This window comes from Actinokineospora terrae, assembly GCF_900111175.1.
In the GTDB taxonomy this organism is placed as follows: Bacteria; Actinomycetota; Actinomycetes; order Mycobacteriales; family Pseudonocardiaceae; genus Actinokineospora; species Actinokineospora terrae.
On record NZ_FOGI01000020.1, the window covers coordinates 42,222 to 62,796 of the forward strand.

15 protein-coding genes are annotated in these 20,575 nt (G+C 69.4%); 6 read left to right on the top strand and 9 right to left on the bottom strand.

The genetic code is table 11. The features are described 5' to 3' along the window. Positions 1-43: 43 nt before the first annotated feature. On the bottom strand, positions 44-1,849 hold the full coding sequence (locus BMY07_RS32105; RefSeq protein ID WP_092786864.1) for a Xaa-Pro dipeptidyl-peptidase: 1,806 nt from the start codon (positions 1,847-1,849) through the stop codon (positions 44-46). 263 nt (positions 1,850-2,112) lie between these two features. Here BMY07_RS32105 and add point away from each other — a divergent pair, with 263 nt between their 5' ends. Both add and BMY07_RS32115 read left to right on the top strand, forming a co-directional pair. Continuing rightward, a complete protein-coding gene (gene add / locus BMY07_RS32110; protein WP_092786866.1) occupies positions 2,113-3,123 on the top strand; it encodes an adenosine deaminase in 1,011 nt (336 codons plus the stop codon). Positions 3,124-3,132: 9 nt separating this feature from the next. Further along, the gene (locus BMY07_RS32115; protein WP_245782780.1) at positions 3,133-4,728 is read left to right on the top strand and encodes a mucoidy inhibitor MuiA family protein; all 1,596 of its coding nucleotides are present in this window, start codon (positions 3,133-3,135) and stop codon (positions 4,726-4,728) included. Here BMY07_RS32115 and BMY07_RS32120 read toward each other — a convergent pair. Next, the gene (locus BMY07_RS32120) at positions 4,725-5,642 is read right to left on the bottom strand and encodes a TIGR03619 family F420-dependent LLM class oxidoreductase (protein ID WP_342741570.1); all 918 of its coding nucleotides are present in this window, start codon (positions 5,640-5,642) and stop codon (positions 4,725-4,727) included. The two genes, BMY07_RS32115 and BMY07_RS32120, sit on opposite strands and share 4 nt — an antisense overlap. Positions 5,643-5,672: 30 nt before the next feature. Here BMY07_RS32120 and BMY07_RS32125 point away from each other — a divergent pair, with 30 nt between their 5' ends. The 4 genes from BMY07_RS32125 to BMY07_RS32140 are packed head-to-tail and all read left to right on the top strand — an operon-like array spanning position 5,673 to position 12,621. Beyond that, entirely contained in the window at positions 5,673-7,685 is a 2,013-nt protein-coding gene (locus BMY07_RS32125; protein WP_092786868.1) for a prolyl oligopeptidase family serine peptidase, read from the top strand. A 60-nt stretch (positions 7,686-7,745) separates the two neighbouring features. Then, complete coding sequence (locus BMY07_RS32130) at positions 7,746-10,760, top strand: DEAD/DEAH box helicase (protein WP_092786871.1); 3,015 nt, start codon at positions 7,746-7,748, stop codon at positions 10,758-10,760. After that, entirely contained in the window at positions 10,753-11,562 is an 810-nt protein-coding gene (locus tag BMY07_RS32135) for an SWIM zinc finger family protein (protein ID WP_143073744.1), read from the top strand. The genes BMY07_RS32130 and BMY07_RS32135 overlap by 8 nt, the downstream gene beginning before the upstream one ends. A gap of 12 nt (positions 11,563-11,574) precedes the next feature. After that, positions 11,575-12,621 carry a DUF2293 domain-containing protein gene (locus tag BMY07_RS32140; protein WP_092786873.1) on the top strand — a complete coding sequence of 349 codons (1,047 nt, stop codon included), beginning with the start codon at positions 11,575-11,577 and terminating at the stop codon, positions 12,619-12,621. A 4-nt stretch (positions 12,622-12,625) separates the two neighbouring features. Here BMY07_RS32140 and BMY07_RS32145 read toward each other — a convergent pair whose 3' ends face one another. The 7 genes from BMY07_RS32145 to BMY07_RS35770 form a co-directional block, all read right to left on the bottom strand. Next, entirely contained in the window at positions 12,626-13,489 is an 864-nt protein-coding gene (locus BMY07_RS32145; protein WP_143073745.1) for a neutral zinc metallopeptidase, read from the bottom strand. 115 nt (positions 13,490-13,604) lie between these two features. Beyond that, the gene (locus BMY07_RS32150) at positions 13,605-14,528 is read right to left on the bottom strand and encodes an NADP-dependent oxidoreductase (protein ID WP_342741571.1); all 924 of its coding nucleotides are present in this window, start codon (positions 14,526-14,528) and stop codon (positions 13,605-13,607) included. 33 nt (positions 14,529-14,561) lie between these two features. Next, positions 14,562-15,281 carry an SDR family oxidoreductase gene (locus BMY07_RS32155; RefSeq protein ID WP_092786877.1) on the bottom strand — a complete coding sequence of 240 codons (720 nt, stop codon included), beginning with the start codon at positions 15,279-15,281 and terminating at the stop codon, positions 14,562-14,564. Positions 15,282-15,307: 26 nt separating this feature from the next. Beyond that, positions 15,308-15,691, bottom strand: coding sequence for a hypothetical protein (locus BMY07_RS35765; RefSeq protein WP_245782781.1), 384 nt, complete (start codon positions 15,689-15,691; stop codon positions 15,308-15,310). A 549-nt stretch (positions 15,692-16,240) separates the two neighbouring features. Next, the gene (locus BMY07_RS32165; RefSeq protein ID WP_092786881.1) at positions 16,241-19,042 is read right to left on the bottom strand and encodes a vitamin B12-dependent ribonucleotide reductase; all 2,802 of its coding nucleotides are present in this window, start codon (positions 19,040-19,042) and stop codon (positions 16,241-16,243) included. 124 nt (positions 19,043-19,166) lie between these two features. Next, positions 19,167-19,643 (bottom strand): transcriptional regulator NrdR, encoded by a 477-nt coding sequence (gene nrdR / locus BMY07_RS32170; RefSeq protein ID WP_092786883.1) that lies wholly within the window; start codon positions 19,641-19,643, stop codon positions 19,167-19,169. 436 nt (positions 19,644-20,079) lie between these two features. Next, on the bottom strand, positions 20,080-20,568 hold the full coding sequence (locus tag BMY07_RS35770) for a LysM peptidoglycan-binding domain-containing protein (protein ID WP_092786885.1): 489 nt from the start codon (positions 20,566-20,568) through the stop codon (positions 20,080-20,082). Positions 20,569-20,575: the final 7 nt, after the last annotated feature.

Here is a 20,575-nt window from a genome sequence, read left to right on the forward strand (position 1 = left end):
AACACCCACGAACCCCTAGAGGATCGTGTCAACACCCCACACGTCAGCCGACGGCGGTCTTGAGCGCCTCCAGGCCACCGACGACCGGCAGGGTCAGGTTGCTGCCCTTGAGGTCGACGGAGAAGCCCGCGCCTGGCGCCGGGCGCAGCGTGTAGTCGTTGTCGCTGGAGAGCACCACCAGGCCGAGTTGGTGCCCGGCGGGCAGCACGTAGTCGTCCGGCACCAGGTCGACGCGCAGGTCGTAGGACTTGCCCGGCTGGATCGTCTCGGTGCGGCTGATGTTCTTGCGGTTCTGCGGGTCGGTCCAGCCGCGGGTGACGACGGTGGACTTGCCGTCAGGACCGCGGTCGACCAACAGCGCGGTCACGTTGGCAGCGGGCCGGGTGAAGGACAGCCGCAGGTAGACCTCACCCTTGCCGCTGAAGCGCAGCGGGGTGCTCGAAGGGCGGCTCAGGTAGACCAACCGGTTGGGCGAGGTGGGCGCGTTGGCCAGGGTCTCGGCGAGCTTGCTGGCGTCATCGGTCAGCGACTCGACCACGCGGCGGTCCGGTCGCCAGATTGTCAGCGCGCCGGAGGTGACGCCACCGGCACCCGGGTAGAGGGTGGCGAGGGACGCCGAGGGCGCGGGCCACTCGGGCTCCTCGACCCAGGTCTTGTCCTCACGCTGGATGGTCAGCCTGGGGCCGTTCTGGGCGCCGTTGTCGATGCCGTACAGGTAGTGCGAGAACCACTTGTTCAGCGTGATCAGCCACGGGTCGCGGCGCAGGCTGTAGGGGTCGGCGTGGCCGGACTGGTGCAGCCAGATCTTGTGCTCGACGCCCTGCTTCTTGATCGCCTCGTACCACTGGGCCACGTGCGTCATCTTCACGTTCCAGTCGTTGAGGCCGTGCACCGCCAGCACCGACGCGCGGACCTTGCGCACGTCGTTGAGGTAGTTGCGCTCGTCCCAGAAGTTGCTGTAGTCGCCGGTGACGCGGTCCTGCTCGACGGTGAGGTCGTTGATGACCGACTCGCACGCGGTGCGGTCCGCGCGGGTGTGGACGTACTTGGCGAGCACGTCGACGTCCTCGCCCTGGAAGGTGCCGGGGGCGACGACAGCGCCATCGGCGCGGTAGTAGTCGTACCAGCTGGAGATGGCGGCGATCGGCACGATCGTCTCCAGGCCCTGCACGCCGGTCGTGGCAACCGCGTTGGGCAGGGTGCCGTTGTAAGACACGCCCATCATGCCGACCTTGCCGGTGGTCCAACCGGCGGTGACACGGGTACCCGCGGAGTCTTGCGCCGGTGCGCGGCCGTTGAGCCAGTCGATGACCGAGCGCGCGCCGATGGTCTCGTTGCGGCCACCGCTCGTGGGGCAACCGGTGGACAGGCCCGAGCCGAGGGATTCCGCGTACACGACCGCGAAACCGCGTGCGGTGAAGTACTGCTCGTACCGCCACGTGATGGCCGGGTTCGGGCCTCCGAGGGAGGTGCTTGCCACCTTCGGACCAGGACGGTTGTCGGGGACGTTGAGCTCGACGTCGACGTTGTGGTTCTCGACGTCGTTGCCGCCCGCGTAGTACGGGCTCGCCTGGTACACAACGGGGACGCGCAGTCCCTGCTCGGTCGCCCTCGGCCGGACGACCTCCACGTGCACCAGGTCGTCCTTGCCGTCGTTGTCGCTGTCGACCGGCGCGGAGACCCAGAGGGACTCGCGCACGACGTCGGTGGGGCTGAACACGGGCTGCGCCTGACCGTCGACGAAAACGGGGGCGGGTGGTTCCGGCTCGGCAGCGGCCGGGGACACGACGAGCGGCACGGCCAACAGGGCGGTGAGCGCACCAGCGACGGCGGATCTCGCACGTCTCATAGGGGTTCTCCAGATCTTCGGCAGGGGACCTGCCCGCACCCTTGCCCGCCGCGGAGCGGGTGTCAAGGGCCTTCCGCTCTGTCTACAAGGGATGGTCGTCTTGACGCCCCACAGCCGCTGGGCCAGACTCGGGGCGTGTCCGTGATCCTCGGCTGGTTGGTGCCGCTCCCCCTCTACGGGGAGGATCACGAGCGCGGCGACCTCGCCTGGTGACGCGCGCGTGTTGCCCCCGCGTACCCGTCCCACATTCCGAGAGGTCACCCGTGCACGCCTACATCCACGCCCTGCCCAAGGTCGAACTGCACCTGCACCTGGTCGGTTCGGCCCCACTGGACTCGGTTCTCGAACTCGCCCGCCGCCACCCGGATGGCGGTGTCCCCACCGACCGCGACGACTTGGTGCGGTACTACGAGTTCACCGACTTCACCCACTTCATCACCGTCTACGGCAAGGTCTCACGCCTAGTCCGTACTGGCGCGGATATCACTACCTTGCTTGTTGGCATCGCCCGCGATCTCGCTGCCTCTAACGCGCACTACGCAGAGGTGACCATCACGGCTTTCGACCACCTCAACAACGGCATGGATCCGGCGGAGTTGTCGGAAGCGTTGACCGGTGGACGTAAGAGGGCGCTCGCGGAACATGGCGTTGTCCTGGCCTGGATCTTCGACATCCCGGCGGGCCTGGAGCGCGCCGAGGACGAAAGGACAGTCGACTGGGTCCTCGCGCACATGCCGGAAGGCACCGTTGCCTTTGGGGTCGGAGGTCAGGAAGCCGGTATGCCGCGCGCGTCGTTCCGCCGGTCGTTCGACCGCGCACGGGAAGCGGGTCTGCACTCGGTGCCACACGCGGGTGAGACCGTGGGGCCGGAAGAGATCTGGGCCGCGGTCCGGGAACTCGGCGCCGAACGCATCGGTCACGGGGTGAGCGCGGTTCAAGACCGGGACCTCTTGCGCCATCTGGCCCACGAGGGCATTCCGTTGGAGGTGTGCCCGACGTCGAACCTCCGCACACGCGCCGTGGGCGACATCAAGCAGCACCCGTTGCCACTACTGCTGGAGGCAGGTGTACCGGTCACGTTGGCGACGGATGACCCCGGCATGTTCCACACACACCTCGACCGCGAGTACCTGCTCTGCCACGAGCACCTCGGCCTGGGCCGGGGAGAGCTGGCCGACATCGCTCGAACCGGGGTGCGGTCCGCGTTCTGCGGCCCCGAGCTCAAGGCCGATCTCCTCGCCAGGATCGATGCCGTCGAGCGCTCCGGTGAGTAGCCTCGCGGCGTGACCATTCGATTTGACGCAGGCATCACCGCCGTGACCGTCTATCCGGGACAGGCGCGAATCACCCGTAGCGGCGAGGTAGCGCTAAGCGCGGGCGAGCACCGCGTCACCATCGGTGGGCTACCGCAGTACCTGCACGCGGACTCCATCCGCGTCGCGGGCATCGGACGCGCGACGGTGCTCGGTGTCGACGTGCGCACAGAGCACCACCACCGCACCCAGGACGCGCCACTCGGTGAGCTCGAGGAGCGCAGGGACTCCCTCCACGCGGCGCTGCAGGAGTTGGGTGACCGCGGCAGCGTGCTGGACGCGCGGGCCGAGCTGATCACCACGCTGGGCAGGCGCGTGGGCAGCACCTTCGCGCAGGCGCTGGCCAAGGACGAGACCGACCCGGCCCGGGTGGCGCAGGTCGGTGACGCGCTGGCCGAGCAGCTGGCCGAGGTGTACGCGCGGCGCCGCGAGCTGATCGACTCCGTGCGCACCACCCAGGCGGAGCTGGACGAGGTCGAGCGGCGGATCGCCGGGCGCCAGGGCCAGCGGCTGCCGGACACGACCGCGATCGAGGTCGAGCTGGCGGTGGCGGCGGACGGCGATGTGGAGCTGGAGGTCTCCTACCTGGTCGACTCGGCGAACTGGGAGTCCCGCTACGACGTGCGCCTCGTCGGCACGAAGCTGACGCTGACCTGGTACGGGCTGGTCACGCAGCACACCGGCGAGGACTGGCCGGAGTGCGACCTGCGGCTGTCCACGGCCCGGCCCGCGACCAGCGTGGACGTGCCCGAGCTGGCGCCCTGGTACCTCGACGTCCTGCGGCCGGTTCCGCAGGCCAGTCGCAAGAGCATGTCTGCCAGTGAGGGCCACGACATGCAGCGAGGGTTCGGTATGGCGGGAGGCGCCGCGATGCCTGCCGCAGCGGCTCCGGGGGGCTACTCACCACCGCCGCCGATCGCTGAGTCCTACGCGAGCGTGGAGCACGGTGAGGCGGCGACGGTCTACCGCCCATCACGCCTGGTAGCCGTACCTTCGGACAGCAGCGCTCACCGCACTACGGTCGCGACCATCGAGCTGTCCGCGGAACTCGACCACGTCACGGTCCCACTGGTCGGCACAGAGGCCTACCTGCGCGCGACGGCGACCAACACCTCCGAACACACAATCCGGCCCGGGCGGGCGTCGATCTTCCACGACGCGGAGTTCGTCGGCGTGACCAACCTGGCCGCGTGGGCTCCGGGCGAGGAGGTCGAGCTGACCCTCGGCATCGATGACCGGGTCCGCGTCGAGCGGGACCTGGTCAAGCGTTCGGCGTCCAAGGCGGTGCTGGGCGGCACCCGCCGCCAAGAGGCGACCTGGCAGATCAAGGTGAGCAACTTCGGGCCGCGACCGGCGCGGATCACCGTGGTCGACCAGGTGCCGGTGTCCCGCAGCGAGTCGATCGTCGTGCGCGACCTGGTGCTCAAGCCGCAGCCGACAGAGCAGACCGACATCGGCGAGGTCACCTGGAAGCTCACGGTGCCGCCCGCGGAGACCGGCGAGATCACCATCGGCTTCCGGGTGGACGTGGCCAAGGACGTCACCCTCACCGGCTGGCGCGATTAGCCGCTGATCGGGGCCAAGGCCGTCAGGACCGACTCGGCGTGCGCCATCGACGCCGCCGGGTCGGCCTCCGAGGTGCCGATGGCCGGGTCGAAGTTGAGGTCGACGAACAGCTCGGTGACCCCCTGCTCGGCCAGGCCCCCGATATCGTCCTTGATCTTCTCGGCGCTGCCGGTCAGCGGGCGTTCCCCCTGGTCGGGGCGCATGAGCACGACACCGCGGCAGACCATCCGCAGGCGGTCGGGGTCGCGGCCCGCCGCCTCGGCCGCGGCGCGCACGACGCGGACCGACTCGCCGATCGTGGCCAGGTCGGCCCGGCTGCTGCTGATCCACCCGTCGGCCAAGCGGCCCGCGCGACGCAGCGCGGGCTCGGCAGCGCCACCGAGCAGGATCGGCGGTCCGCCTGCTTGGGCGGGCTTCGGGTCGGACCGGCTCGCGGGCACCCGATAGTGGGGACCTTCGTGGTCGACGACCTCTTCGGTCCACAGGCGGCGCAGCAGCGAGATGTACTCGTCAGCCCTCTTGCCGCGGCCGGCCAGGTCAGCACCAACAGCTGCGAACTCCTCAGCGGACCACCCGATGCCCAAACCGGCGTCGACACGTCCACCGGAGAGCAAGTCGAGCGTGGCCAGCTGCTTGGCTAGGAGAGACGGGGCGAAGAACGGCATGTTGAGCACGGCGACACCGAGTCGCACTCGACTGGTCCTAGCCGCCACGTAGGACAACGCGGCGATGGGGTCCAACACGCTGCGGTAAGCGTCTCCCCAACTGTCATCAGGCGGAGACAAGAGCCGCTGCATCGTCCACAAGGACCGATAGCCCAACTCCTCCGCCCGGGTCGCTACTCGCACGAGGTTGTCGACAGTGGCCCACGAGCCCGACACGGGCAAAGCGAATCCCAGCTCCACGACCCCCACGCTAGCCCACCCGCCGGCAGACTGGCGCCCATGACCGACGACGCCGACCCCTACCTCTGGCTCGAAGACGTCACCGGCGAGAAGGCCCTCGACTGGGTCCGGGACCGGAACGCCGAGACCACCGCCGTGCTCACCGACGGGGAGCGGTTCGAGACGACCAAGGCGAGACTGCTGGAGGTGCTCGACGCCGACGACCGCATCCCGTACCCGCGGCGGCGTGGGGCCTACCTCTACAACTTCTGGCAGGACGCCGCCCACCCGCGTGGGTTGTGGCGACGGACCACTCTTGAGCAGTACCGCGGTGCGACGCCGGAGTGGACGGTGCTGCTCGACGTCGACGCGCTCGGTGAGGCCGAGGGCGAGAACTGGGTGTGGAAGAGCGCGTCGGTGCTCAAGCCCGATTACAACCTGGCGCTGGTAGAGCTATCGCGCGGTGGCGCGGATGCCACGGTTGTGCGGGAGTTCGACCTCCGGACCGGGGAGTTCGTCGCGGACGGGTTCACCCTCCCCGAGGCGAAGACCAGGGTCAGTTGGATCGATGAGGACACTGTCTACGTCGGCACGGACTTCGGTGAGGGCTCGCTGACCACGTCCGGCTACGCGCGTGTGGTCAAGAGGTGGAGTCGGGGCACTCCGCTGGAGGCAGCCGAGACGGTCTTCGAAGGCAAGCCCGAGGACGTGACCGTCTACGCGTACCGCGATCAGACGCCCGGCTTCGAGCGCGACCTCGTGGGCCGCTTCCCGGACTTCTTCACCTCGGAGGAGTACCTGGTCACCGCGGACGGTGACCTCGCCAAGATCGACGTGCCGCAGGACGCGAGCGTCGACGTGCACCGCGAGTGGCTGCTGATCACCCTGCGCTCGGACTGGACCGTGGGCAGTACCACCTACCTGACCGGGTCACTGCTGGCCGCCGACTTCGAGACGTTCATGACCGGCGAGCGTGACCTGACCGTCCTGTTCGTCCCGGACGAGCACACCTCGCTCAGCGGCACCGCGTGGACGAAGAACCACCTGATCCTGGTCGAGCTCTCCGACGTCAAGACGCGCCTGGAAGTGCTGACGCCGGGTCAGGGCGAATGGAGCCGGGCAGAGCTACCTGGTGCGCCCGAGGTGGGGTCTGCGGATGTCATCGACACCGATCCCGATGAGAGCGACGAGTACCTGCTCAACGTAAGCGGCTACCTGCAGCCCGCGACGCTCTTGCGCGGTGAGGTCGGTGGCGAGTTGGAGACGCTGCGGCAGGCGCCCGCGTTCTTCGACACCGAAGGGCTGAGCGTCGAGCAGCACTTCGCGACCTCCGACGACGGCACCAAGGTGCCGTACTTCGTCGTGAGCGGCACGGACACGAGCGGTCCCACCTTGCTCTACGGCTACGGCGGGTTCGAGGTGTCCCTTACCCCGAGCTACAGCGGTGGACTTGGCCGTGGCTGGTTGGAGCACGGCGGCACCTACGTCGTGGCCAACATCCGCGGCGGCGGCGAGTACGGCCCCGCGTGGCACCGGGCCGCACTGCGGGAGAACCGACCACGTGCCTACGAGGACTTCGCGGCCGTTGCGAGGGATCTAGTCGCAAGAGGCATCACCACGCCCGAGCGGCTGGGCATGCAGGGTGGCAGCAACGGTGGCCTCTTGGCCGGGGTGATGCTGACCCGCTACCCGGAACTGTTCGGTGCCGTCGTGAGCCAGGTCCCGCTGCTGGACCTCCGGCGCTACCACCTGCTGCTCGCGGGCGCGTCGTGGATGGCCGAGTGGGGCGACCCGGACGACCCCGCCGACTGGTCCTACCTGAAGACGTTCTCCCCGTACCACAACGTCCACAGTGGAACGAAGTACCCGCCGGTCTTCTTCGTGACCTCGACCAGGGACGACCGCGTGCACCCGGGTCACGCGCGGAAGATGGCCGCCCGCATGATCGAACTGGGGCACGCGCCGCGGTACTACGAGAACATCGAGGGCGGGCACGGCGCGGCGGCGGACAACTCGCAGCGCGCGTTCATGTCGGCGATCGTCTACGAGTTCCTGCTCCGCACCCTGGCCTGATCACGGGTCTGCCCACCGGCCCCGGCGGGATCGTCGGTCCCGCTGGGTAGTGTCTACCGGGTGTTGGCGCTGCACTGCCTCGTTACGGTCGCCGGAGAGGTAGCGCTCTGGGCGGAGGACTCAGCCCTGCCCGCGCGTAGGCCGGGCAGGGCTGCCAAGGGGGTCGCCGAGCACCCCTTCGCGGTACCCGCGCGTGCGCTGTCCTCGCTGGTGGTGGGCGTGTCGGACGAGGTGCCGGTGCTGCTGCCATCGTACCCGTCCGGCCCCTGCGCCTCCCCTGAACTGGTCCTCGACCCCTTGGCCAAGCGGGTCACACCGCGCGGGGAGGTGCGGCTGCACCCGTGGCGGGTGCCGGTGTCGAGGATGTCACCGGCTGTGTTCGCCCGGCACGGCGTGCCCCGGCTCGGGGACGTGCGCACCGGGACCAGCGTGCGGTTCATGGCGACCGTGGTTGCCTTCGCCGAGGACCTGGTGGGCCGGGGTCGGGTGCTGCCGACCGTGGTGGCCGAGGAAGACGGCCTGGTCGCCCGCTGGCGCCCCGCGCTGTCGGGCACGGACTCCGCCAGGTACGCCCGGCTGCGCGACGCGGTGCCGCCGGTGTTGCGGGCCGCGCAGGTCGACGGGCTGACGGGCAGGCGGGCCGAGGACGTGCTGCGGCCGGTGCTGGACGCGTTCGTGGACTCGGTGGCGCGGTCGCGGCTGGCAGGGACCAGGCTCGGCCCGTCCGGCACGAGCACGTCGGCGAGCCGGGCGCTGCTAGCGGCGCTGACCGGTGATCCGCTGCTCGACGTTCCCCCGGAGCAGGCAGCGCGGTTGGCCGACAGCCTGCGCGTGTGGCGGTCCGCGGTCGAGTTCGATGGACCTGTCCGCGCCTGTTTCCGGCTACGGGCGCCTGAGGACGATTCCGCTACCCCCGACTGGACGCTGGAACTGCTGCTGCGTGCCGTGGACGACCCGAGCGTTCTAGTACCGGCCGCGCGCGTGTGGCAAGGCGACGGCGGCGCGATCCTGCGGCGCTGGGTGACGCGACCGGACGAGTTGCTGCTAGCGGAGCTGGGCCGGGCCGCGCGGCTGTTCCCGGATCTGGACGGTTGTCTGCGTGAGCACGCGCCAGCCGGGTTGAGCCTGGACACCGAAGGCGCTTACCGATTCCTCACCAGTGCCGCCGCGCTTGACCAAGCAGGTTTCGGCGTCTTGCTGCCGTCAGGCTGGAGTGTGTCATCCGGCGTTGGGCTACGGCTGACTACTACGAGTCGGGGCACAGCAGGCACCGTGAGCCGCAATTCGGTTCTGGGTAAGAACGAACTGGTCGACTACCGCTGGGATCTGGCGCTAGGAGACCAGACACTCACCGAGCAGGAACTGACCGATCTAGCGGCAGCGAAGGTACCTCTAGTCCGGATACGTGGCCGCTGGGTGCAGGTCGACCAGCGCGGTTTGGCTGAGGGTCTGGCGTTCTTGGAGCGCACGCGGACCGGCCAGATGACTGTCGGCGAAGTGCTCGATCTCGCCGGTATGCCGCCGGAGGAGGAGGGGCTGCCGGTACCGGTTGTCGGTGTCAGCGGCTCGGGCTGGTTGGCGGACTTGCTCTCCGGCGCTGTTGAGGCTCACCTGGAGCCGGTGGAGACCCCGGAAGGTTTCACCGCCGAGCTGCGGCCCTACCAGCGTCGAGGCGTTGCCTGGCTGGCATTCCTCGACCGGGTCGGCCTGGGCGCGTGCCTTGCCGATGACATGGGTCTGGGCAAGACGGTTCAGCTCTTGGCGCTAGAGGCAATGACACGGGCGAAGGGCAAGAGACCTCCGACGCTCTTGGTCTGCCCGATGTCGCTTGTCGGTAACTGGCAGCGGGAGACCGAACGATTCGCGCCAGGTCTACGTGTGCACATCCACCACGGCGCAGACAGGCTGTTTGGCATAGACCTTGCTGACGCTGTCGGTGAGGCGGACCTCGTTCTCACCACCTACGCCATCGCCTCCCGTGACGCACCACTGCTGGCCACGCTGCCTTGGGACCGGATCGTGCTCGACGAGGCCCAGAACATCAAGAACAGCGCCTCTAGGCAGTCCCAGGCGATGCGGTCACTGCCCGCGCGGCACCGTGTAGCGCTAACCGGCACGCCAGTGGAGAACCGGCTCGCGGAACTCTGGTCGGTCATGGACTTCACCAACCCCGGGCTGCTCGGCCCCCTGTCGCGTTTCCGGGCCAGGTTCGCGGTCCCGGTCGAGCGGCACGGCGACGAGGAGGCCGCCGCGCGACTGCGCCGGATCACCGCGCCGTTCGTGCTGCGCAGGGTCAAGACCGACCCGGCGATCGTCGACGACCTGCCGGACAAGCTGGAGATGCGCCAGCTGTGCACGCTGACCACCGAGCAGGCGTCGCTCTACCGCGCGGTGGTCGACGACATGCTCGCCAAGGTCGACGAGGCCGATGGCGTGCAGCGCAAGGGCCTCGTGCTGGCCACGATGACCAAGCTCAAGCAGGTGTGCAACCACCCGGCGCACTTCCTCGGCGACGGGTCGCGGGTGGCGGGCCGCTCCGGCAAACTCGCCCGGCTGGAGGAGACGCTGGAGCAGGTGCTCGCCGAGGGTGAGCGGGCGCTGTGCTTCACCCAGTTCACCGAGTTCGGCGCGATGCTGGTGCCCTACCTGGCGGCGAGGTTCGACACGGAGGTGCTGTTCCTGCACGGCGGCACGTCCCGCGCCCAGCGCGACGCCATGGTCCGCCGGTTCCAGTCCGGGTCGGGCCCGTCGATCTTCCTGCTGTCGCTCAAGGCGGGCGGCACCGGGCTGACGCTGACCGAGGCCAACCACGTGATCCACCTGGACCGCTGGTGGAACCCGGCGGTGGAGGACCAGGCGACCGACCGGGCGTTCCGGATCGGGCAGCGCAAGGACGTGCAGGTGCGCAAGTTCGTCTGCCTCGGCACGCTCGAGGAGAAGATCGACACGATGATCGAGGCCAAGCGCGCGTTGTCGAAGCTCGTGGTGGGGACCGGCGAGAGCTGGTTGACCGAGCTGTCGACCAACGAGCTGCGCGAGCTGGTAACCCTGTCGTCGGAGGCCGTCGGTGCCTGACGACGAGTGGTGGCGGGACAAGTCGACCAAGGCGATCCCGGTCGAGGACGGTATTAGAGCCAGCACCCAGCGCGGTGACATCGGTCGGACGTGGTGGTCTCGCCGGTTCATCGAGTCGCTGGAGGCTCTAGGGCTAGGTGGGCGTTTCGAGCGCGGTAGGCGCTACGCGCGTGCTGGCCAGGTGCTGAGCATGTCGTTGTCCACGAGCATCGTCATGGCGCAGGTCCAGGGATCGCGAGAAGAGCCCTACCGCGTGCGGATCGGGATCAAGGCGTTCACCGAACCCGAGTGGTACGAGGTGGAGAAAGCGCTTGCGGGACAAGCGTTGTTCCGCGCTAAGCTGCTCGCAGGTGAGCTACCGCAAGACATCGAGGACGTGTTCGCGCGCGCGGGGCTGCGGTTGTTCCCCGATAGCGCAAGAGAGCTGTCGATGGACTGCTCGTGCCCAGACTGGGAAGTGCCGTGCAAGCACCTTGCCGCGATCTGCTACCTACTGGCGGAATCCTTCGACGCGGACCCCTTCGAGATCCTCGCCTGGCGTGGACGTGGGAGACAGCAACTGCTGGATGGGTTGCGCGGCTCCCTCTTGCAGCCAGAGGCGCCGCATGAAGACGCGCTCGTTGACGTGCTCGACGACTTCTGGGGATCGCCCGTGACGGCTCCGGCGGTGGCCTCAGTCCGCGCGGCGCCCGACGCGGTGTTGGACCAACTTGGCCCGTTACCGCTGACGGTCGGCGGACGCCCTCTGGTGGAATGGTTGCGGCCCGCGTACCGAGCGCTGGCCGACACGGATGAGCAGTGAGCGGAGGCTTCGGTGAGCGGACGGCTGGACCGCAGGGTGACGGCCGTGGCGGAAGACCTGCTCAAGCGCAAGAAGGTGGTCGCGCCGCTGGCGGTCCTGTCCGAGCTGGGGTGGTTGGGCAGCCGGTCGGTGCAGTCGTGGGAACTGGGGCAGGAGCCGCACCTGGACACCCTCGCCGCCGTGGGGCCCGAGCGCCTGGTCGAGGCGATGACCTACCTGCACGAGTGGGCCGCGGGCCTCGGCCTGCTCAAGTCCGAAGTGGACTACGTGGCGGCGACGAGGGACCGGCGGGTGCTGCGGTTCAGCCGCTCCGGTGACGCCGGGGTCGAGCAGGCCTTCCGCACCCAGTGGGCCGACCCGGCGCTGCCCCCCGCCCGTCTGGCGAAGGTCGTGCAGCGGCAGGCGAAGGCACCGGACCTCGTCGTGATCAACCCGGACACGCGCTGGCACTGCGCGCAGTGCGGCGAGACCGGCGACTTCCACTTCGTCGAGGACGACAAGCCGCTGTGCCTGGACTGCGCCGACATGGACCACCTGGTGTTCCTGCCCGCCGGGGACGCCGCGCTGACCAGGCGCGCCCGCAAGGCCAGCGGGCTGGCCGCGGTGGTGGTGCGGTGGAGCAAGTCGCGCAAGCGCTTCGACCGGCGCGGGCTGCTGGTCGAGCGGGCCGCGCTGGACACGGCCGAGGAGCAGTGCCTGGCCGACGAGGACCTGCGGGAGCGCCGCAAGGCCCGCGACCGGGGTCGTCGGGCGGCCCAGGACCTGGTGTTCCAGGCCGCGTTCGCCGAGCGGATCCGGGACCTGTTCCCCGGTCTCGCCACCGACCGCGCCCAGGGGATCGCCGAGCACGCGGGCACCCGCAGCAGCGGGCGGGTCGGGCGGTCGGCCGCGGGGCAGGCACTCGACGAGCACGCGGTGACGTTGGCCGTGGTCGCTGCCATCCGGCACGAGGAAACCGACTACGACGCGATGTTGATGGCGGGAGTCCCTAGGGCTACCGCGCGCGAACGCATCCGCGAGGACATCGACCGTGTGCTCACCCTGTGGCGGCAGGGCTAGCGGACTACTCGACGTCGACCGATTGCGCGGACCAGGTGTCACATGAAGCCGTAGTGCCGCCTCCCGTCCCGCGCTTCGCCCAGGCCAACTGGTTGCGCCGCGAGCCGTGGGTCTCCGAACTGAGGGTGTCACCGAAGCTGTCGGCCGCCTCGTCGACGAAGTCCGCCGACAGCGCGCCACCGCGCTTGGCCGCGTCGAGGAACAGGCCGCCGAGGCAGTTGGCCTGCAACTCGGTGCGCCGGGAGATCTCCAGCGCCTCGCTCTCCTCCGCGGCGTCCTCCCGCAGCGCCGAGGCGGACAGGATCCCGGTCAACGCCTGCACGTGGTGGCCGTACTCGTGGGCGAGGACCGCGAGGTGGTACGGCGCGGAGTCGCCCGCCGACCGCATCAGCCGCTCCCGGGGCATGTAGATGGTCCGGTCGCGGTTGCAGTAGAAGGCCAGCGCCTCGTCCTCGGTAGGGGTGACTCCGCACCGGGCTTTCGGGACGTCGGCGATCGACAGCTTGGGCGAGACCACCGGCTTGCCTATCGCGCGCAGCACCGGCGTCCAAGCTCGGTCCAGGCAGACCAGTCCCTCGCGGTAGAAGGCCTCCAACTGGGCCGCGGTAGTGCCGAGAGGCAGCATCGCGCACTGCGCCGCTGCTACCTCTCGGCCCGGCACGAGCAGAGAGTTCTTGGAGATGTCGACTGGCGTATCGGCGTCAGATAGCTCTGACTGCTCTCCCACGGCGTAAGCGGTTCCCGCGATCGGCCTGGGTCCGCCGAAGTCCCGGATCGCGGCCATCCAGAACACGACCATGAGGAACGTGCCCAGAACACCCAGGATCACCACCGGCCAGCCGCGACGGGCCGACCTGCTGCTGCCCATCGAGGCATAGTCGTACCGCGGTTCGTTCCCGATCACTTGTCCCCCAGGTCAGCGACACAGCACCGGAACGAACGACTCCCCCGAGCCCCGCGCGCGTGGCGTCATCATAGAGCCGCTAGGGGATGACAAGCACCACCCTTCCCCTACCGTGACCAGTCTCTACCTCGCGGTGTGCGTGCGACGCCGCGGCGAGCGGGTAGCGCGACCGCACGTGAGCGCGCAGCAACCCGCGGTCGTAGAGGTCGACCAAACCGGCCAGCCGCGCGGCCGATCGGGTCCCTGTCACCCGTCGCACCCCGAACTCCGCGTACCGGTCCCATACCACCAGAGTGACGACGCGGTCCGGATCGACACCCAGCTCGATCGACGCGGTGAGGGCATCGACCCCGGCCCCGTCCAACGCCGCGTCGACCCCGTGCGGGGCGACGGCGCGGACCCGCTCCACCAGGCCGTCGCCGTACTCGACCGGGATGGCGCCGAGTTCCCGCAGGTAGTCGTGGTTGGCGAGGCTGGCCGTCGCGATCACCGTCGCCCCACGCAGCCGGGCGAGCTGGATCGCCATCGTGCCGACCGCCCCCGCGCCCGCGTGCACCAGCAGCGTCTCCCCCACCCGGACCCCCAGGTCCTCGACGGCCATCGACGCCGTTTGCGCGCCCGCGGTGAACGACCCGGCGACAGCCCACGGCATGCTCTCGGGCTTCGCCACGAGGTTCGCCGCGGGAGCGATCCGGTACTGGGCGTAGCTGCCGTAGACGGCGAACCCCAGCACCTCGTCGCCGACCGAGACCGAGTCGACCCCGGCACCCACGGCGTCGACGACCCCGGCGTACTCGTTGCCGATGACCTGCGGCAACACAGCCTGCCCGGCGGGCGGCCCCACCCCCCGGCGGACCGCGACGTCGAAGGGCTGCACCCCCGCGGCGTGCAGCCGCAGCCGCACCTCACCCGGCCCCGGCTCGGGCAGCGGGAGGGTGATCAGGCGCAGCACCTCGGGGGCGCCGAACTGGGTGACCGCGACCGCGGTCATCGTCTTGGTCATGCGACCAGCATCGAACCTCGACCAATGTCGAAGTCAAGGGTGACGGGGCTCACCGGCCAGGAAATCGGCGAACTCCACCTGTCCCTCCGCGTGCGCCGGTGCCAGGTGGTGTCCGGCTCGGTACGCGGCGAAGGTACGACCGGGCAGCCATACCGGCACTCGAAGGGCTCTACGCCCGGTCGCGACCAGGTACTGCCCTGCGAGCGCTTTCGCCGGCCACACCGTGGAGCCACCTAGGTCCGTTACCCGCCCTTGCGCCGAACCGGTTGCCAAGGTGGCTAGGCGAGCCGCCACGGTAGCGGTGTCCACCGGCTGGAACGCGAACGCCGGGTAGAACAGAACCAGGCGCTGCGGGGCGAAGAGCTTGGCGATCAGGTCGTGGAACTGGGTGGCGCGCAGGATGGAGTACGGGAGCCCGGAGTCCTCGACCAACCGCTCGGCCGCCAACTTCGCCCGGTAGTAGGGCAACGGGATCCGGTCCACTCCCACAATGGAGATATAGACCAGGTGCGGGTTGCCCGATCGCTTGGCGGCAGCGATAAGAGCCGCCGTAGCGTCTACATCCTTGCGACCGAGCGTGGTGGCGCAGTGCACTACCGCCGTCACTCCGGCAAGAGCTTCATCTAGCCCCTCGCCGGTGAGCAAGTCGCCGCGGTAACCGTCGCCTGAGCGGGTCAACACCCTCGCGTCAGGCAGTGCGCGGACGACCTGCCGCCCCAGCACCCCTGTGCCGCCGGTGACGAGGATGGCCATGGAACCTCCCGAGCTCGCTGATCACGTCACACGGAGACCGTCCGGGCCGCAACAGCCACCGGCGACGTGGCCGCTGCGAACTCGGCCAAGGCCTCCCGCACGAACCCGCGCCGGGTGACCCCGAGTACCCGCAGCGCCGACCCGTGGTCCACCGCCACGACGAGTACAGCACCGAGGAACAACACCCGCCACGCGACCCGGCTCACCCCCGACACCCGCCCGAGCCGATGCAGGTGAAACGGCACATGCCGCCGCTCATCAGCCAACAACCGCGCGGCAACCTCCGCCGCGAGCCGATCCCCCACCCCGTCGCGCAACACCCGGTAGTACGCGAGCGCCACCACCTCCGCGATGGTGAGGACCATCAGCTCCAACTTGAGCCCCAGCGCCCTACGCAACCAGACGAACACCACATCACTCCAGTGCGACTGGATAGTGGACGCCCCAGCAGCCTCTAGCAACCGCGCCAACATACGAGCGTGGTTCTGCTCCTCAGCAACAAATAGGGCCACCGCCGCGCCATAGGACCCATCCCCCGACTTCTCGATCAGGTTCGCCCCATCCCCATCTTCACCTACCTGAAACCGTTGCACACTACGGACGACAGCAGGATCCAACTCCGCCCCATCCCCCCACTCCGGCTCCTCCCGCAACATCCGCCGAGCAGCCTCTTCCGTAAACGCTTCCAACCACTCCTCATCCGTCATGCCCCCGACAATGCCTTGGCGGACAACGACATGGAGAGATCTTCACCAGTCCCACACCAACTCCGGCCCACCCCTCCACCCCCGCCCCCAAAGCACCACAGCCAAGCTGAGCTGCCGCCGTGGAGCGAGGGACTGGCACGCGCTGTCCGACAGTTCGCCAGATCTCGACACGGCCGAGGTGGCTGGTGGGCAGGGCGGACAGCACACAGGGGAGTCCACCCGACCGGGTGGACTCCCCTGTGTGACGGCGGATCAGCTGCAGCCGGAGGTGGAGCCGCAGCCCTCGCAGACGTAGCAGGAGCCCGCGGGGCGCATCTTGGTGCCGCAGGTCATGCAGAGCGGGGCGTCGGCGGCCTTGCCCAGGTGCAGTTCCAGCAGTTCGGTCGAGCTGTGGGCCTCGACCGGGGCCTCCACGGCGGCGCGGGGGCTGGACTCGACCGAGGAGCGCATGCCCTCGAGGTCCACGTCGGACGGTCCGCTGTAGTCGGCGGCGACCTGGGCGGAGCGCTCGTCGGCGGTGAAGACGCCGAGTTGGGCGCGCTTGTCGTAGGGCAGGTGGTCGAGGGCGAGCCTGCGGAACAAGTAGTCGAGGACGCTGGTCGCGATGCGCACGTCCGGGTCGTCGGTCATGCCCGCGGGCTCGAAGCGCAGGTTCTGGAACTTGGAGACGTAGAACTCCAGCGGGATGCCGTACTGCAGGCCGACCGAGATCGACATGGAGAACGCGTCCATCACGCCCGCCAGGGTCGAGCCCTGCTTGCCCAGCTTGACGAAGATCTCGCCGAGGCCGTCGTCAGGGTAAGAGCCCGCGTGCAGGTAACCCTCGGCGCCGCCGACGGTGAAGGACACGGTCTGCGAGGGGCGCTTCTTGGGCAGGCGCTTGCGGACCGGGCGGTACTCGACGACCGTCTCAGGCTCGGCCTTGGCGCTGGCCTTGGCACCCTTGCCCGCCGACAGCGGCTGGCCGACCTTGCAGTTGTCGCGGTAGATCGCCAGCGCCTTGAGGCCCAGCTTCCAGCCCTGGAAGTAGATCTCCTCGACGTCGGCGACGGTGGCCGCCTCCGGCATGTTGACCGTCTTGGAGATCGCGCCGGAGATGAACGGCTGCACGGCGGCCATCATCCGCACGTGGCCCATGGGCGCGATCGAGCGCTCGCCCATCGCGCAGTCGAACACCTCGTAGTGCTCCGGGCGCAGACCGGGGGCGTCCACCACGTGGCCGTGCTCGCCGATGTACTCGACGATGGCCTCGACCTGCTCGGCCTGGTAGCCCAGCGAGGTCAGCGCGCGCGGCACGGTCTGGTTGACGATCTGCATGGAGCCGCCGCCGACCAGCTTCTTGAACTTGACGAGGGCGAGGTCGGGCTCGATGCCGGTGGTGTCGCAGTCCATCATCAGGCCGATGGTGCCGGTCGGGGCGAGCACGCTGGCCTGGGCGTTGCGCCAGCCGTTGCGCGCGCCGATCGCGAGCGCGGCCTGCCACTCGCGCGTGGCGACCTTCTGCACCGCGGCGTCGTTGGCGTGGTAGGTGCGGACCAGGTCGTTGGCGGCGGCGTGCTTGCGCATGACCCGCTGGTGCGCCTCGGCGTTGCGGGCGTAGCCCTCGTAGGCGCCGACGATGCCCGCGAGCTCGGCGGAACGGCGGTAGGCGGTGCCGGTCATCAGCGAGGTGATGGCCGCGGCCAGCGTCCGGCCGCCCTCGGAGTCGTAGGCGTGGCCGGTGGCCATCAGCAGCGCGCCGATGTTGGCGTAGCCGATGCCCAGCTGGCGGAACTTGCGGGTGGTGTCGCCGATCGGCTCGGTCGGGAAGTCGGCGAAGCAGATCGAGATGTCCATCGCGGTGATGACCAGCTCGACGGCCTTGACGAAGGTCTCGGCGGTGAACGTGCCGTCGTCGGCGAGGAACTTCATCAGGTTGAGCGAGGCCAGGTTGCAGCTGGAGTTGTCCAGGTGCATGTACTCGCTGCACGGGTTCGACGCGGTGATCCGGCCGGACTCCGGGCAGGTGTGCCAGGCGTTGATCGTGTCGTCGTACTGGATGCCGGGGTCGGCGCACTCCCAGGCGGCCTTGGCGAGCTTGCCGAACAGGCCCTTGGCGTCGACCCGCTCGATGACCTCGCCGGTGGTGCGCGAGCGCAGGCCGAACTGGCCGGCGGACTCGAGCGCGTGCATGAACTCGTCGGACACGCGCACCGAGTTGTTGGCGTTCTGGTACTGCACCGAGGCGATGTCGGAGCCGCCGAGGTCCATGTCGAAGCCTGCGTCGCGCAGGACGCGGATCTTCTGCTCCTCGCGGGCCTTGGTCTCGATGAACTCCTCCACGTCGGGGTGGTCGACGTCGAGCACGACCATCTTCGCCGCGCGGCGGGTAGCGCCACCGGACTTGATGGTGCCCGCGGACGCGTCGGCGCCGCGCATGAACGAGACCGGGCCGGACGCGGTGCCCCCGGAGGACAGCAGTTCCTTGGAGGAGCGGATGCGGGAGAGGTTGAGGCCCGCCCCCGAGCCGCCCTTGAAGATCAGACCCTCTTCCTTGTACCAGTTGAGGATCGAGTCCATCGTGTCGTCGACGGCGAGGATGAAGCAGGCGCTGACCTGCTGCGGGGAGCTGGTGCCGACGTTGAACCAGACCGGGGAGTTGAAGCTGAACACCTGGTGCAGCAGCATCCAGGTCAGCTCGTGCTCGAAGACGACCGCGTCGGCGTCGGTGGCGAAGTAGCCGTGCTCGACCCCACCGGCCACGTAGGACCGGACCACCCGGTCGATGAGCTGGCGCAGGGAGCTCTCGCGGACCGCGGTGCCCACCGCGCCGCGGAAGTACTTGCTGGTGACGATGTTGGTCGCGTTGACCGACCAGAAGTCGGGGAACTCGACGCCGCGCTGCTCGAAGTTCACCGAGCCGTCGCGCCAGTTGGTCATCACCACGTCGCGGTGCTCCCAGCTGACCTCGTCGTAGGGGTGCACCCCCTCGGTGGTGTAGACGCGCTCCACCCGCAGCCCCCGCCGCGGTGCGTCCGCGACCTGGTCAACCGCGGTCTCGACGGTCTCGGTCATGACCGGTCCCTCTCCCTCGTCCAATACGCCGTGTGCTGCTCTGGCCACGTCCGGGCTCCCCGTCCGATGCGGCCGTAGTCCTGGTCGACGCTCCCCGCCCCGGGGTCGTCTGCTCCTGTGCCGCCTACTGCTCATGCTCGTGCGCCGTCCCCTTGGCGATGGCTGCCCGCAGGTCGGCGATCTCCCGCTCGAAGTCCTCCACCGAGGAGAAGGACCGGTACACGCTGGCGAACCGCAGGTAGGCGACCCCGTCGAGCTCGCGCAGCGGTCCGAGGATGGCCAGCCCCACCTCGTGGCTGGGGACCTCGGCGCTGCCGCTGGCCCGGATGGCGTCCTCGACCTTCTGCGCCAGCAGCTGCAGCTGGTCCTCGTCGACCGGCCTGCCCTGGCAGGCGCGCCGCACGCCGCGCACCACCTTGTCCCGGCTGAACGGCTCGGTCACCCCGGACCGCTTGACCACCGCGAGGATGGCCTCCTCGACGGTGGTGAACCGGCGGCTGCACTGCGCGCAGGAGCGCCTGCGGCGGATCACCTGCCCGTCGTCGACCTCCCGCGAGTCCACGACCCGCGAGTCGGAGTTCCGACAGAACGGACAGCGCATGACCTCTCCCGCACTCCCCGCGTGCCCACTCCTCTGGCGGAGCGCGACCGGACACGCATGGTGATCGAACTGTGGATAACACGTGGATGGTCGGTGGATAACCCACCCCAACCTGTGGACTAACTACAGCTCTGTAACCACTAGATATTGGGGTCGACCGTATGCTCTGACCCTACATGGGTGCAACTCAGACACGCCGACGGGCTTCGACAACGGCTTGACGACCACGCTGCGCGGTCACCGGGGCACCCTGCGGTTGCGTCGGACGGGTGACGGGCACAGGTCACCCATCCGAGGGAATGGACACCGGCTGTCAGACTCCATGGCGGTGCGATCCCCAGCGGCGGGCGCGGCCAAACCCAGGGCACCCGGCACGGGGCGGATCTCACCCGGCCGAGTGATCATGAACACGTGCGGACCACCGGCGGGAACGGGGTCAGCGGGAGACCGGGACGGTCAGCGGCTGTCCCGGCCGGACGGTGGCGTCGTCGAGGCCGTTGAGCTCGCGGATGCGCTCGACCACGGCGGTCGTGTCGCTGTCCGGGGCCATCTTGGCGGCCACATCGGACAGTGACTCACCGGCGGCGACACGGACCACAGTGGTCGTTGACGGCACCTCGGACTGCACGACCACCGAGTTCGCGAGCGCGCCGACGCCATAGACCAGGGCGGCGACAAGAGCGGCGAGACCGAGGACGACGAGCAGCGACATCGGGGCACGCCGCGGGCCGCAGTCGGGCGCGGCGACCACATGTGGCGCGCCGACGGGACGCCGCCGGGTGGGTGGTCGCAGCCTGCCCTTGCCGACCGACCGACCGGGTGCGGGCACCCGCACCGGCAGGCCGTGCACCAGGGTCAACCTGGGCTTACCCGCCCGGGACCCCGTCTCGACCTCCACCGTCGTCGATGTCGCCAGTGCCGCCATCGCCTAC